Raw genomic sequence first — 13,648 nt, 5'->3', positions numbered from 1 at the left:
TTGCTACGCAAACCCTTTCTCAAAGCCCGTTTCCAATTATCCCGAACTCACGTTATTTCAGAGTCAAAAACTTTTCTAGAGCTGCAACCATTAAAGGCGGCCAACGGCGAATATCTCTTACCCAGTTTATATCTTGGTAGCGGGGATCGAGATTAGCCACCGATACCCAATTGCTCTCCGCTTCCCCTAGCTTGTGATTTGCCCAGAGCGCAGCGGTTAGAGCTGCCCGCACATCCGTATAGTTGGGATATTTACGTAATATATTTTTCATAGCCACGATCGCTTCGTTGGTCTTACCAACTTGATAAAGGGCGATCGCATTATTGCCAAAGGCTGTGCTAAAGCGCGAATTAACCCGCATCGCCGTTTGATAATCGGCGATCGCCTCTTCCCATTTGCCCAAGCCTGACTTTGCATTACCGCGATTGTTGTAAGCGGCGGCATCCTGAGGATCGATCGCCAAAACGTGATCGTAATCAGCGATCGCTTCCTGCCATTTGCCCAAACTCTCCAATGCTGCCCCACGATTGAGATAGGGATCGGGAAAATTGGGAGCCAGTTCTACAGACCTGTTGTAATCTTCAAGGGCATCCTGTGGACGATTTTGGCTCATTTTGGCGTTACCGCGATTACTCCATCCTGCGGCATTGTCTGGATAAAGTTTAATCAAATCTGTCCAATAGCCTTCAGCCTCAGTAAATTTACCAGCATTGGTAGCATCAAAGGCTTGTTTGACTAACTGATTGAGTTGATTGGATTCGGTTTCCGTAATATTAATTTGTGCCTGTACAGGTGCGGGGTTCAACAACAAAAATAAAGCAAGCAAAGCTGCAAATATGGCACGCATGGAGATTTAAACCTTCGGTAAACAAAAAGCAAGTTAATTCCTCATTCTACGCGCTAGGTTGAATGGAGATCGTACCGCGCATTCCTGCTTCGGTATGTCCAGCGATCGCGCAGAGCAACTCGTAAGTACCTGACTTAATTGGCACAAATGTCCATGCGGCGTTGGTATTGGGACGCAATTCTAGTTCGCGAATATGCCCTTTAATTTCCACATTACCAGCCACCACATTTTGCGTCCAAATCGCATCGGCAAAATCCTTACTGGTGAAATAATGCTTCATGGCACTAGGGTTGCTGAGCAACAATTTGTATCGCTTGCCCGATTCAAAAACAAAGCGATCGGGAATGAATCTGAGTTCATTAGCACCATTGCTGAGGCTAACTTTCACTTCGATCGCCTCCTGTTTGGTGAAATCAACGGTCGCCAGTTGAGGGCTTGGTGCGGCGATCGCCAACTCTGGACTCGCCACAAGACCTATCACCATTAGGAGAATGCTAAGAATTTGGAGAAACTTTGCATAGAAACGATTCAAATTCATATAGAAATCCTAAATGAGTTGAGAGAGGCTTCGACCTCGCTCAGCCATCGTATCCCTTTAGCTGAGCGAAGTCGAAAATCTATTTTGCTTATAATTATTAAGTAGTTAAGCATAATTAAAAACCAAAACCAGAGAGCATACCGCCCGCGCAGCGGGCGGTATGCTCTTCTAGGTTTTAAGTTTACTTATGCCTAGCTACTTAAATGCTTTATATCAATTCCCAAAATATACCAATTCCCAAAATGGCGTTGCCATTTTGGGAACCTCAAATAACAGACGTATAACAAAGGGCGCTGAGCGCCCTTTGCCATTTCTATGCCATGACCATACCACCATCAACATTAAAAACCTGTCCTGTGATATAAGCTGCCGCAGGATCTGCCGCTAGAAATCGCACCATACCCGCAATTTCCTCAGGTTGACCATAACGCCCCAGAGGAATGAACTTGAGAATATCGTCCGTATTCTTGAGATCGGCGGTCATATCTGTCGCAATAAATCCTGGGGCAACCGCATTGACCGTAATCCCACGGCTGGCAAGTTCCTTGGCAACGGTTTTAGTAAAGCCAATTACCCCAGCTTTTGCCGCGCTATAGTTGCCCTGACCGGGGTTACCCATTTGTCCTGCTACGGAAGCAATATTAATAATTCGTCCCGATTTCTGTTTGAGCATAATTTTAGAGGCGGCACGGGTAGACAGAAATACGCCTGTCAGGTTGAGGTCGATCACCGATTGCCAGTCCTCAAGCTTCATCCGTAGCAATAGGGTATCGCGGGTAATACCCGCATTATTTACCAAGATATCCACGCGACCCCAAGAGTCGATCGCTGATTTGATCAAGCTGTCCACCTGTGATTCTTGGGAGACATCGGCATGAATGGCGATCGCCTCACCACCTTTGGTCTTGATTTCTGCGACAACTTCTTCGGCAGCGCTAGCCGAACTGGCATAGTTCACCACAACTTTTGCGCCTTCACTGGCAAGTGCCACCGCGATCGCACGTCCAATACCCCTTGATGCACCCGTGACGATCGCCACCTGACCTTCTAAAAATCCCATGCTTATATTTAAAACTCCATAATTTATGCTTTTTAATTTCGGTCATGCCAAGCAAGACTAAAATCACGGCTTGCAGCTCGGTGATTTTTGCCATGTTTTAAACAACCAGAATCACAGTTTAGCGATTTGAGGGGCACTTAATTCAAAACAAGCCATGCAAAGCACAGCTTGTTTTAAATTAAGTAATCCCCTGTAATGCTTGGATTGCCTGTTGGGTGCGCTTAATCCATTCTGCGTCACGGTTTTCTTCGTATAACTTCAGAGCTTCTTGATAGGAGCGGATCGCATTGCTAACTTCCCCTTTCAAGGTATATAAAGCCCCTAGTCCAAAATGCGCCTTGGCAAAATTAGGATTTAAAGATAGAGCCTTGAAATAGGCATTCTGGGCTTCGCCCAGTCTGCCGCGATCGGCATAGGCTAGCCCTAGACTGGTGTAATCGACCCAGAGATCTTCTTTCCCGATCGCAATGGTTTTTTGAAAAGCATCGATCGCCTCGTCACTATTGCCTTGAGAGCGCAATAAATTGCCCAGATTGCTATAGGCAACCGCATTTTGGGCATCGATCGCGATCGCCCGCCGAAATGCAGCAATTGCTTCGGTGTTACGATTTTGGTCAGAAAGAACGCGACCAAGATTGTTATAAGCAACGGCATAGTTTGGATTAATCGTGATCGACTTCTGATAAGCGGCGATCGCGCCTTCGAGATCGCCTTGGCGACGTAAAGCAAGCCCTAGCCCATTAAAGGAACTAGCCACCTTAGGATTAATCTCCGTACTTCGCTTAAAAGCTTCCGCTGCTTCAGGAATATTTTCGTCCCTCAAGAAAACACTACCCAAAATCGCATAAATATCTGCATTACGCGGATCTTGCTCGATCGCCTTCCGAAACGTTGCAATTGCATTGGGGCGATCGCTCAATTGGTTATAGGCTAAGCCAAGGTTGTAATAAACATTGGGAAAATTAGGCTCAAGGGTCGTGACCCGTTTGTAGGCTTCGATCGCTCCCGTATAGTCTCGATCTTCGTACAACGAAATCCCCAAGGCAAAATGCGCCACAGCATACTGAGGGGCAAGTTCGATCGCTTTCCGATAGGCGGCGATCGCTTCTTTCCGATTGCCCTGCCGCCGCAATACCGTTCCTAAACCGTTATGAGCTAAGGCATACTTCGGATCAAACTCAATCGCCTTCCGAAATGAAGCAACCGCTTCATCGATATTATTCCGTCGCTCGTAAGCCAGTCCTAAATTGTAGTAGGCAGGAGCAAGATTGGTGTCCGCCTTACTAAGTTGAATAAATTGTTGATACGCATCGATCGCACCGCTAGAGTCACCCTTTTGATAAAGCGCGATGCCGAGTCCGTAATAGGCGGGCGTATAACTTTTATCGATCGTAATGGCTTGCCGATGGGCATTAATCGCTCCCTGAATATCCCCCTTTTGGCGCAATGCCACCCCCAAACCATAGTAAGCAGGAACCAACTCTGGACTCGCGGCGATCGCTTGACGATAAAGAGTAAGCGCGCGATCAAGTTGATTTTGCTCTCGTAGGGAGTTAGCTTGTTCTACCAGCTTAATCGAACTATTTACCGAATCGTTCTGAGAAATTAGGCGATCGACTCTAACGGTAGTAGGCGATGTTTGAGCTAAGGCGATCGGTTCGAGAGCAGGAGTGAGACTGCCTATGAGCGGGAACAAGCCCACTGCTGCGATATTCGTAATTGCGATATTCGTAATTGCGATCTTCGTAATTGCGGTTTTGATCATAGTTAATATTGCTTATAGCTTTTTTCTGCCATGAAAATTTATGAGTTGATAAAAGCAGAAATGATAATGAGCAGTAAGTTTCCAAATTAGAAGAGCAGATTCGATCCTTCACACCACATCAATGACTTTACCAAGGAAACCTATCAAATTTACAGATATCAACAGATATCAATTATTTATCCTATTAGCAAAGTCCCCTGAAGCTGATGCGTAGAAAGACTTAAATCTATAAAGGGCAATGCGAAAATTGGCAGGTTACCAATTACAGCTTTGCGCCATCACGGACAAATATAGGCGAAGTCAAACCGTAAAGATGTGCCCTTGCAGGGCACATCTTTACGGTTTGACTTTAACAACGTGCTAAGTAGCTAGGCACAAAATATAAAATCCCAAGCCCTGTAGCGCACGCGCAGTATGCGCTACAGGGCTTGATTCACTTATCGATCCACCCAGACTATAGTTCTTGCCTCCACACCGTTGCTTTTGAGGATATTCGCGATCGCCCCACTAACATCGTGATCTAAGCCCAAATTCCATCTTGTCTGGAAATCTTGATATGACAGCATGTAGGTTTGGCTATTGGTATCGGTGTAATAGATTTGCTGGCTCTGGGGATCGGCTCCCGTTACCGCAATCCAATGTAGATAGGGAATCGAGCCCACATAGGGAACTTTCAAGCTACCAACACGCACCAAAGCGATCGCGGGTTTACCCGATCGCAATAAATTCAGTAACCGATTAAAACTAGTTTGGGGAGACTTCTTAACATGATTTCCTTCCCAGCGTTGCATGACCTGCTGCAAAGTGAGTGGTGGCGTACCCGTCCGCACCTCAATCCATTGATTAGTAAAGGGATTGCGTATTTTCTGCGGTAAAAATAACTTCTTGTCAGTTGCCTCGCGCACCATGGCATAGTCAACATCATGCCCGTAATAGCGCAATATCCTCGCCGCCGAATTAGGTCCGCAACTCCAACTATCATTCTGTGCCCCCGTATCGGGCAGTTGCAGCGGTGGAGCAGGGGTAATCGCGATCGCTTCTTGAGATTGGGTTTGAGATTGGGTTTGAGATTGGTTAGGCAGTTTATGGGGATGATGGGATCGATCAGGATTGTTAAATGTGGCGATCGCCGAGGGTGTTGGCGTAATTGTCACCGCAATCGCCATAGTTGCGATCACAAGTGTAGAATTTTTTAAAAAACTCATATGGACTTTTCGGTATTTTTGCAGCAATTTTTAAATGGTTTATCAATTGGGAGCGTATACGCCATTTTTGCCCTCGGATATACCTTGGTATTTTCGATTTTAGGGATCGTTAACTTCGCCCATAGTGCGGTGTTTACGTTGGGAGCATACTTTACCTACGTGCTATGTGGTGGCACTTTTGGCTTCAATGGTATCCTCGCCAACCTATCCTTACCCAAAGAAGTACATTTGCCCTTTTTTGTTGCCATTTTTGTAAGCAGTATCTTTACAGGACTGATCAGTATAGCGATCGAGCGTATTGCTTTTCGACCTTTACGCGATCGTCATGCCGACCCATTGCTGACCTTAGTTTCTAGTTTGGGCGTAGCCGTAGCGATCGTCAATACAATCCAATATCTAGTGGGCGCAGAAAGCTATAATTTCCCAGCTAATATTTACGGCAGCTTACCCGCCGCAATCAACTTCGGCTCCCCTGACAAACCAATCGCCATTCGCACCGTACAGATCCTAATCTTTGGCGTATCTGTGATAGTTTTAGCCATTCTTACCTATGGTATTAACTTCACCAAGATCGGCAAAGCCATGAAAGCTGTAGCCGAAAATGCCACTACAGCAAGCTTGCTGGGCATAAACACCGATTTTTTTATTGTTCTTACCTTTTTTGTATCGGGATTCCTAGGCGGACTAGCAGGAACCCTTGTAGGCTCTAGTGTTAGTATTGCGGGTCCCTATTTTGGTATCGGCTTTGGCTTAAAAGGATTAGCGGTGATCGTCCTCGGGGGGCTAGGCAATATTCCTGGAGCCGTAGTTGGAGGCATAGTCCTTGGACTTGCCGAGTCCTTCGTCCCATCTAATCAATCCGCTTATAAAGATGCCGTTGCCTTTGCTTTACTCTTCATCGTTTTACTAGTAAGACCACAAGGCATTCTCGGCAAAACTTTCGTCCAAAAGGTTTAGTCCTCACCAGACAAATAAATAACGCCAGTTTGGGTTAAGCTGGCAAGTTTTCAAAGCCCAAAAGTAAAAGCCTTGCTACGCAAGGCTTTTACTTTTGGACTTTTAAAATTTGCCAGCTTAACCCGAACTGACGTTAATTCACGAAAGTGTGACAACACTTTCGTGAATTGGTATTAAACTCTATCGCTGGAGCACCTGATCGTAAACCGATTTCATTTGCTGGGCAATTACTTGCCAATCATAATTTTGCCGAACGTAGTCTTGACAGGCTTCGCTCTTTGGCATTTGCCTTTGCCCTGACAAGGCTTCGATGATTCCTTGTGCTAATTGACTAGTCGTACTGCCCTCCAAGATGAGATCCGTAGAAAATAGCCGTAAAATTTCGGGAATGCCACCAATTGGTGTGCCCAATACAGGTGTGCCTGCCGCCAAAGACTCGATCGCAATTAGTCCAAAACCTTCTAGCGATACACTGGGAATGATCGATAACTCCGCTGCTCGATAGGCAATCGGCAAGTTGCGATCGTCAACAAATCCCAATAGTTTTACCGAGTCCTCCAGTTGTAATTGCTGAATCTGCGATCGCAGACTCTCCGCAATCGCTCCTTTCCCAGCAATCAAAAGTAGAACCTCAGGATACTGCTGGCGGACTTGAGCGATCGCGGCAATTAAGTTATCCAAGCCCATACGCTGCACCAGTCGGCGCACGCAGAGAATAATCCTTCGATCCTGCGCCCAGCCCAATCTTTCTCTAGCTTCGGCGATCGTTAAATCCACCTTAAATTCGGCGGTATCAATACCACCGCCCACAATAAAAATCTTTTCTAATGGCACACCATAGGTTTTATGTAAAATCTGTCGAAAGGCCTCTGACAAAACAATAAAGCCATCCGCTCGACCATAGACCAATTTCTCGATCGCCCATTTCCCAAAAACCGATAATTTTCCCGCCCCTTCAGCTTTACTCTCCAAGGACCAAGGACCATGAAAATGAATCACCAATGGCAATTTACCTAGGCGATCGAGAATGGGAAAGGTATATAGGGCAAAATGCGACGCGACCAAATCAAATTGGGAATTGCTGATGACCTGCTTAAAGGCTTTGCGGACACCTAGCGATCGCTGTAAAGTTCCACTATTCGTACTAGCAAAGGTTTGTACTAATCCTCTAGAGCTTTGCTCAACGCGATCGGAACCAGCCACTAAACCACTTACCCCAACCCCTACTTGTGGCAAATAGTTCACACATCCGTAATAAACCCGCGCCAATCCACCTGCCTCTTCCAAAAACCAGCTGGTACCTAGCTGTAACGTTTTCATAAAACCTTATTAACTATTGACATCGCCGCATAAAAGCCGAAGATAGCAAATTGCTATCTTCGGCTTCCTTTTAATACTGACAGGTAACTGCGACCTGACTGTATTTTATTGCTACTTAATCAGAATTAAGCAACAGAATCATTAGCCTTCTTATTACGCTTGATAGCCTTGCCACCAAAGAAAGCAGCAGCTAAAGCAATACCAGGCACAATGGCAGGAACGGGTACGGGCACTGGAGCAACTTCAAACGCAATTGTCGATGATTGGAAAGTAATCGATGTAATTGCCTTATCAAGTGCATCGTCAGCAAAAGTTAAAACTGCATTGCTGGTTGGGCTCGTCCAACTGCCATCAGCAGTGAGTCCGAGTTTAGAGGCAAGTAGTGCTCCCGTAATTGTATCGGAAGGCGCATCATTGTAATTAATGGTTAATGAGTTGCCAGGATCGATCGAACCCCAAAGGAAAGCAAAGGATGACACTGGAGCAGAGAAGGTATAGGTAGCAGAACCAGAGTTAAGTCCTGGAATAGAAGCACCCGTGGGCTCAGTAGCAGAGTAAGGTCCAACGTTACCTAAAGGATTAGCGTATTGATTAACAACACTACCAGTTACTAAATTGTAGTTTCCAGACCAACCAGTGCTATTAGCAAAGTTGATTGATGCAGCACCGCTCAGAGCACCTGTCGATATAATAAGATCCCCATAACTGAAACTTGCAGCATTTGCAGCACCTGTAGAAAAGGAAACAGCAACTACACCGACAGTTGAAAGAATGGCAGAGGATAAGTATTTCATTACTTTATAAACCTATTTTGTGAATTTTTATAGATGATCTGCAAAAGATCTGAATAAATCTATGCGATTAACAAGATAGAAAGTATGGACTTTAGCACCACCATCACCACTTAGAATCGCCATTTCTAAGCTACTTAACTATCAAAGAAGAATATTGGAATATTGGATAATTGGAGCAACAATAGCTAGTTACATATCTAGTTACATATCTAGAAATGTCACCGCTTACAGGTTGGAACTATATATACTTGGCAGATCATATTGCCCTATGCTAAGACCTACTTCAGATATAGAGAAGTTACAAACTACCCAATTTAATAGTTGGAATCGCCTAGCGACGAGAAATTTGGTTTGGTTTATGCAGCTAACTTCCTACAGCCTAGCTGCGATGTATGTATCTTACATGGAAAAACAGAAAGCGCAACACCTAACCTATGCCTTTTTTTCGTAAAAAAGTTATATGTCGGTTATGCATAAGTTATATTTTGTTATTTTTGTTACATTAAAAACTCTAGGATATAGAACCCACATGGCTTACACGATCGCATCAAATATATGTGAAGGCATAGCAGAATGCGTCCCTGCCTGCCCCGTAGCTTGTATTGAACAAGGCAAGGGAGCAAATGTTAAGGGAACTATTTGGTTTAGGATTAAGCCTGAACTCTGTATTGACTGTGGAGTTTGCCTACAGGTATGCCCCATACAGGGGGCAATAGTGCCCGAAGAACGTCCCGAGCTAGTAATACCAAGTTAAGAAATGGCTAAGCCATTTCTTAATACCAATTCACGAAAGTGTGATAACACTTTTGTAAATTGGTTGTGAATTGGTATTACGTTGCTATACTCCCTTCCCACCAAAGAAATAGACATACAAAACCAAGAATTAATGTCAGTTCGGATTAAGCTGGCAAACCCTTTCTCAAAGCCAGTTTCAAATTATCCCGAACTCACATAAAATTAGCGTTGCGGCACTTCGCGCTGCAACGTCTAATCTCTCACTGGGAAGGGCGTATATGAAGGGAAAGATTGAAATTTAAGCCTCGAAATGCAGACCCTGAGATAAAAAGAGCTACTTTTACCAATCGTATGATGACAAAATTGTCGTAAAAAGTCCTATCTTGTTCTAGATTCTAAAGTGGCGTGATAGAATAAATTTAAGTACTAGTCGACAAGTCTCGACGTTTGCAAATACTTGCAAGAAGTAAACGCAAAGATAATTGTGTTTTCCCTATAGTACGCAAGCTCCGAAGAAGTAAACTCGATTACTACCTGTTTGTTATTTTGCAGGTAAGACTAGAGTCTATAGCAGCTAGAGCATCGCACCTGTGATGTTTTTTGCAGCGATCGGTTACAGTTAAAATCACTGCAAAAGTGGGCAAATGTCCCACTTTTTTGTTTTTAATTTGTCCTTTCAAACTGCTTCGAGAAGATTTCACTCTTTGTGATTTCCCTTTATCAAAGCTCGCATCAAAAGCATAAATCAACGCTCAGATCACAATTTTATTTATGAGTCATCCTCTAATTCCGCAAATTTTTCAAACTGCTGAAGAAGTGGCCTCGCCCCTTGGGTTAGAGGTGGTCGATGTGGTGCTGCATACCAATAAAAACCCGATCGTGTTGCGGGTCGATATTCGCAATCTCGACCAAGACACAGGATTAGATGACTGTGAAAGAATGAGCCGTGCTCTGGAGGCTGTCCTCGATGAGATCGACTTAATTCCCCATGCCTATGTGTTAGAAATTTCTAGCCCAGGTGCCGAACGGCAGTTACAAGGCGATCGCGAGTTTATCGCTTTCCGAGGCTTTATGATCAACGTCAGTACGACCGTTCCCCATGATGGTAAACAAAGCTGGAGTGGTCATCTCATGGCAAGAAACGAAACCCATGTAACCATTAGTATCAAAGGTCGAATTGTAAATATTCCCCGCGAACTTGTCGATCGCGTTGAACTAGCAAAAATGGAATAGATCGGCAATCAAGAAAAGCGCCATAAGCAATTAATCAGCCAGACTGCGTATATGGGATGCCAAGGGCTTGACGACATCCTAACCTTCACGTTTTGAAATTATTTAGTTTTTATCATAGCGAGCAAAATTTATGTCATTGTTGAATTTACCTGGATTGGGACAGATGGTAGAAGTAATTAGCAAAGAGCGAAATCTTCCCAAACATGCAGTACAAAATGCTTTACGCGAAGCCTTACTCAAGGGTTACGAGCGCTTTCGTAAAACCTATCGCTCCGATGGTATTAATTTTGAAGAAGAGCATTTTAATAACTTTGATGTAGAACTCGATCTCGAGGGTGAAGGATTTCGAGTTTTAGCGACCAAAACGATCGTTAATGAAGTTAGCGATGCCGATCATGAAATTGGATTGTTAGAGGTACGGGAAGTCGCCCCTGAAGCTCAAGCAGGCGGAACTGTCGTCGTCGATGTCACTCCAGAACAAGGCGATTTTGGTCGGATGGCGGCAATCCAGACAAAGCAAGTATTAGCGCAAAAGCTCAGAGATCAACAACGCAAAATCATTCAAGAAGAGTTTCAAGATGTCGAGGGGACAGTGCTCCAAGGACGCGTTCTTCGTTTTGAAACGACCTCGGTTATTGTGGCGGTCAGTAGTGGATTTGGTCAACCTGAGGTCGAAGCAGAACTTCCCAAACGTGAACAACTAGCGGGCGAAAGACCCTATCGTCCAAACATGACCCTCAAGGTTTATTTGAAGAAAGTATTTGAGGGGTCGCGTCGAGGTCCTCAACTATTAGTATCGCGAGCAGATGCTGGGCTAGTTGTATACCTATTTGCCAATGAAGTACCTGAGATCGAGGAAGAAATCGTGCGGATTGTGGCAGTGGCGAGAGAAGCTAATCCGCCATCACCTGCGGTAGGTCCTCGGACAAAAATTGCCGTAGATACCCTCGAACGGGATGTCGATCCTGTTGGTGCTTGTATTGGCGCACGCGGAGCCAGAATTCAGGCTGTCGTATCCGAATTGCGTGGTGAAAAGATTGATGTAATCCGCTGGTCACCCGATCCTTCAACTTATATTGCCAATTCGCTAAGCCCTGCCCGAATTCAGGAAGTGCGGTTGATTAACGCCGATGAGAGAATTGCCCATGTGCTAGTACCTGAGGATCAGTTGAGTTTGGCGATCGGTAAAGAAGGGCAAAATGTTCGCTTGGCTGCTCGTCTCACTGGTTGGAAAATCGATATCAAAAATTTGGCGAAGTACGATTACAACGAAGAAGATCGCAAGATGGAAGCTGCCTCCACAAGGGCTGGAGAAAATCGGGTTGTCTTGCATAGTTTTGACCAAGATGATGACGACGAGAATAACTAGGTATGTCAATGAAAAGTACATAAGGTAAGGATGGGCGGCGCGAAGCGCTGCCCATCCTTACCTATTTAGCGCTACCACATGAGGAGTAAATTAGTTTGGCTCTGAAGCTGCACCGACGTTGTGTTAGTTGTCAATGTATCGCTTTGCGCGATAATTTTTGGCGAGTCGTACGTGTACCGATCGCTCCTGAGCAAAATGATCAGGATGATCGCGATGATCGGAAAAATATATATCAACATTTTCAGATCCAGCTCGATCAAGGTATGGGACGCTCGGCATACCTATGCCAAAAGCTCGATTGTTTACAAATAGCTCAGAAAAAAAATCGTTTGGGGCGATCGCTACGTACCCATATTCCGCCTGAGATTTTTGATATTCTCAAGTCACGACTTGAGTTAATTAATAAGAATCATCAAACGCAATGAGTAAGCAAACCATTTTGGTCACAGGTGGGGCAGGTTATATCGGTTCCCATGCCGTAAAAGCTTTACAACTTTCTGGCTATCAGGTTTTGATTTTAGATAGTCTTGTTTATGGGCATCAAGATATTGCCACAACACTCGGTGCTGAATTAATTGTTGGAGATACGAACGATCGCCCATTACTGGATCGTCTATTTGGCGATCGTCAAATTAACGCTGTAATGCATTTTGCCGCCTATGCCTATGTGGGCGAATCTGTCAGCCAACCAGATAAATACTATCGCAACAATGTGGTTGGCACTTTATCTCTATTGGAAGCAATGGTTGTGGCGAATGTCAAAAACTTTGTTTTTTCTTCCACCTGTGCCAGTTATGGCGTACCCCAGCAAATACCAATTACTGAAGATCATCCTCAAGCGCCAATTAATCCCTATGGGGCTACCAAACTGATGGTCGAGCGTATTTTGCAAGATTTCGATGTTGCCTATGGTCTTAAGTCGGTCATTTTTCGCTATTTCAATGCCGCAGGAGCCGATCCCATGGGAGAAATCGGTGAGGATCATGATCCTGAGACCCATTTAATTCCCTTAGTTTTACAAACAGCCATGGGTAAACGCGATGCCATTACAGTCTATGGATCCGACTATCCAACCGCCGATGGAACTTGCATTCGCGACTATATTCATGTTGCGGATCTTGCCGATGCCCATGTATTAGGATTGCAATATTTACTCGATGGCAACAGGAGTGAAATCTTTAATCTCGGTAATGGTAATGGCTTTTCTGTTAAAGAGGTCATCGATGCGGCAAAGCAAATCACGGGCAAGCCGATCGCCGTGGTAATGGGCGATCGCCGTGCAGGTGATCCACCTGCGTTAGTGGGCAGCAGCGAGAAGGCTAGAAAAATTTTAAATTGGCAACCTAAATACGCCGATCTAAATCTGATTTTGCAACATGCATGGCAATGGCACCAAAAGCGTCATTGCTAACAAAAAGGGGCGCAAAGCGCCCCTTTTTGTTAAATGGTCGGCAATGAAAAATACTATAGAAGTCGGTCTATTTTTTGTGCTAATTCAAAATCAAGGGCGCTAATCCCATTGGCATCATGGGTAGTCAGGTCGATCGTCACTTTGTTATATACATTAAAAAGTTCGGGGTGATGTCCCATCTTGTCAGCAACGATCGCAACTTTACTAATAAAGCCAAAAGCCTCTACAAAATCACGAAACTTAAAGTTTTTTTGCAACTTGCCATTAACCACAGCCCAACCCGCTAGTTGAGCGATCGCTGACGAAATCTCTACTTCAGATAACTTGTTAATTGCCATAGTTAATTGCCATAGTTAATTGCCATAGTTAATTGCCATCAATTTCCCCAAAGATGAGTGGCGGCGCGAAGCGCCG

Annotated in this window: 14 protein-coding genes; 6 read left to right on the top strand and 8 right to left on the bottom strand. The window is 44.7% G+C overall.

Annotation, left to right across the window (positions count from 1 at the left end; all coding sequences use genetic code 11):
- Positions 1–52: 52 nt before the first annotated feature.
- The 5 genes from PSE7429_RS14900 to PSE7429_RS14880 form a co-directional block, all read right to left on the bottom strand.
- Positions 53–847: a tetratricopeptide repeat protein gene (locus PSE7429_RS14900; protein ID WP_009628072.1), complete on the bottom strand. Its 795-nt coding sequence runs from the start codon at positions 845–847 to the stop codon at positions 53–55.
- 46 nt (positions 848–893) lie between these two features.
- Positions 894–1,385 carry a cupredoxin domain-containing protein gene (locus PSE7429_RS14895; RefSeq protein ID WP_009628071.1) on the bottom strand — a complete coding sequence of 164 codons (492 nt, stop codon included), beginning with the start codon at positions 1,383–1,385 and terminating at the stop codon, positions 894–896.
- Positions 1,386–1,698: 313 nt separating this feature from the next.
- Positions 1,699–2,445, bottom strand: coding sequence for a 3-oxoacyl-[acyl-carrier-protein] reductase (gene fabG, locus PSE7429_RS14890; protein ID WP_009628070.1), 747 nt, complete (start codon positions 2,443–2,445; stop codon positions 1,699–1,701).
- A 178-nt stretch (positions 2,446–2,623) separates the two neighbouring features.
- Complete coding sequence (locus tag PSE7429_RS14885; RefSeq protein WP_009628069.1) at positions 2,624–4,210, bottom strand: tetratricopeptide repeat protein; 1,587 nt, start codon at positions 4,208–4,210, stop codon at positions 2,624–2,626.
- A gap of 437 nt (positions 4,211–4,647) precedes the next feature.
- On the bottom strand, positions 4,648–5,415 hold the full coding sequence (locus PSE7429_RS14880; protein WP_009628068.1) for a C39 family peptidase: 768 nt from the start codon (positions 5,413–5,415) through the stop codon (positions 4,648–4,650).
- Here PSE7429_RS14880 and PSE7429_RS14875 point away from each other — a divergent pair, their 5' ends adjacent.
- Positions 5,416–6,372, top strand: a complete 957-nt coding sequence (locus PSE7429_RS14875) for a branched-chain amino acid ABC transporter permease (RefSeq protein WP_009628067.1) — start codon at positions 5,416–5,418, stop codon at positions 6,370–6,372.
- Between the two features lie 180 nt (positions 6,373–6,552).
- Here the strand turns inward: PSE7429_RS14875 and PSE7429_RS14870 are convergent, their stop codons facing one another.
- Together PSE7429_RS14870 and PSE7429_RS14865 are read right to left on the bottom strand one after the other, a co-directional pair.
- Positions 6,553–7,692, bottom strand: a complete 1,140-nt coding sequence (locus PSE7429_RS14870) for a glycosyltransferase family 4 protein (RefSeq protein WP_009628066.1) — start codon at positions 7,690–7,692, stop codon at positions 6,553–6,555.
- Positions 7,693–7,817: 125 nt separating this feature from the next.
- Positions 7,818–8,486: an Npun_F0296 family exosortase-dependent surface protein gene (locus PSE7429_RS14865; protein ID WP_009628065.1), complete on the bottom strand. Its 669-nt coding sequence runs from the start codon at positions 8,484–8,486 to the stop codon at positions 7,818–7,820.
- A 529-nt stretch (positions 8,487–9,015) separates the two neighbouring features.
- Between PSE7429_RS14865 and PSE7429_RS14860 the strand changes: the two genes are divergently transcribed.
- From PSE7429_RS14860 to galE, 5 genes are all read left to right on the top strand, one after another.
- Positions 9,016–9,240, top strand: coding sequence for an indolepyruvate ferredoxin oxidoreductase subunit alpha (locus tag PSE7429_RS14860; protein ID WP_040688890.1), 225 nt, complete (start codon positions 9,016–9,018; stop codon positions 9,238–9,240).
- Between the two features lie 752 nt (positions 9,241–9,992).
- Positions 9,993–10,454 carry a ribosome maturation factor RimP gene (gene rimP / locus PSE7429_RS14855; protein ID WP_009628062.1) on the top strand — a complete coding sequence of 154 codons (462 nt, stop codon included), beginning with the start codon at positions 9,993–9,995 and terminating at the stop codon, positions 10,452–10,454.
- 130 nt (positions 10,455–10,584) lie between these two features.
- On the top strand, positions 10,585–11,823 hold the full coding sequence (nusA, locus tag PSE7429_RS14850) for a transcription termination factor NusA (RefSeq protein WP_009628061.1): 1,239 nt from the start codon (positions 10,585–10,587) through the stop codon (positions 11,821–11,823).
- A 95-nt stretch (positions 11,824–11,918) separates the two neighbouring features.
- Positions 11,919–12,248: a YlxR family protein gene (locus PSE7429_RS14845; protein WP_009628060.1), complete on the top strand. Its 330-nt coding sequence runs from the start codon at positions 11,919–11,921 to the stop codon at positions 12,246–12,248.
- A complete protein-coding gene (gene galE / locus PSE7429_RS14840; protein ID WP_009628059.1) occupies positions 12,245–13,234 on the top strand; it encodes a UDP-glucose 4-epimerase GalE in 990 nt (329 codons plus the stop codon). The genes PSE7429_RS14845 and galE overlap by 4 nt, the downstream gene beginning before the upstream one ends.
- 53 nt (positions 13,235–13,287) lie before the next feature.
- Here galE and PSE7429_RS14835 read toward each other — a convergent pair whose 3' ends face one another.
- Entirely contained in the window at positions 13,288–13,572 is a 285-nt protein-coding gene (locus tag PSE7429_RS14835; RefSeq protein ID WP_009628057.1) for a 4a-hydroxytetrahydrobiopterin dehydratase, read from the bottom strand.
- Positions 13,573–13,648 lie beyond the last annotated feature (76 nt).

It is taken from the genome of Pseudanabaena biceps PCC 7429 (genome assembly GCF_000332215.1).
Taxonomy (GTDB): domain Bacteria; phylum Cyanobacteriota; class Cyanobacteriia; order Pseudanabaenales; family Pseudanabaenaceae; genus Pseudanabaena; species Pseudanabaena biceps.
Note: the sequence above shows the minus strand (reverse complement) of the source record. Positions and strands in the feature narration are given on the sequence as shown.

Coding starts and splice junctions, on each gene's coding strand:
- PSE7429_RS14900 (WP_009628072.1), bottom strand. CDS start 847: ATGCGTGCCATATTTGCAGCTTTGCTTGCTTTATTTTTGTTGTTGAAC.
- PSE7429_RS14895 (WP_009628071.1), bottom strand. CDS start 1,385: ATGAATTTGAATCGTTTCTATGCAAAGTTTCTCCAAATTCTTAGCATT.
- fabG (WP_009628070.1), bottom strand. CDS start 2,445: ATGGGATTTTTAGAAGGTCAGGTGGCGATCGTCACGGGTGCATCAAGG.
- PSE7429_RS14885 (WP_009628069.1), bottom strand. CDS start 4,210: ATGATCAAAACCGCAATTACGAAGATCGCAATTACGAATATCGCAATT.
- PSE7429_RS14880 (WP_009628068.1), bottom strand. CDS start 5,415: ATGAGTTTTTTAAAAAATTCTACACTTGTGATCGCAACTATGGCGATT.
- PSE7429_RS14875 (WP_009628067.1), top strand. CDS start 5,416: ATGGACTTTTCGGTATTTTTGCAGCAATTTTTAAATGGTTTATCAATT.
- PSE7429_RS14870 (WP_009628066.1), bottom strand. CDS start 7,692: ATGAAAACGTTACAGCTAGGTACCAGCTGGTTTTTGGAAGAGGCAGGT.
- PSE7429_RS14865 (WP_009628065.1), bottom strand. CDS start 8,486: ATGAAATACTTATCCTCTGCCATTCTTTCAACTGTCGGTGTAGTTGCT.
- PSE7429_RS14860 (WP_040688890.1), top strand. CDS start 9,016: ATGGCTTACACGATCGCATCAAATATATGTGAAGGCATAGCAGAATGC.
- rimP (WP_009628062.1), top strand. CDS start 9,993: ATGAGTCATCCTCTAATTCCGCAAATTTTTCAAACTGCTGAAGAAGTG.
- nusA (WP_009628061.1), top strand. CDS start 10,585: ATGTCATTGTTGAATTTACCTGGATTGGGACAGATGGTAGAAGTAATT.
- galE (WP_009628059.1), top strand. CDS start 12,245: ATGAGTAAGCAAACCATTTTGGTCACAGGTGGGGCAGGTTATATCGGT.
- PSE7429_RS14835 (WP_009628057.1), bottom strand. CDS start 13,572: ATGGCAATTAACAAGTTATCTGAAGTAGAGATTTCGTCAGCGATCGCT.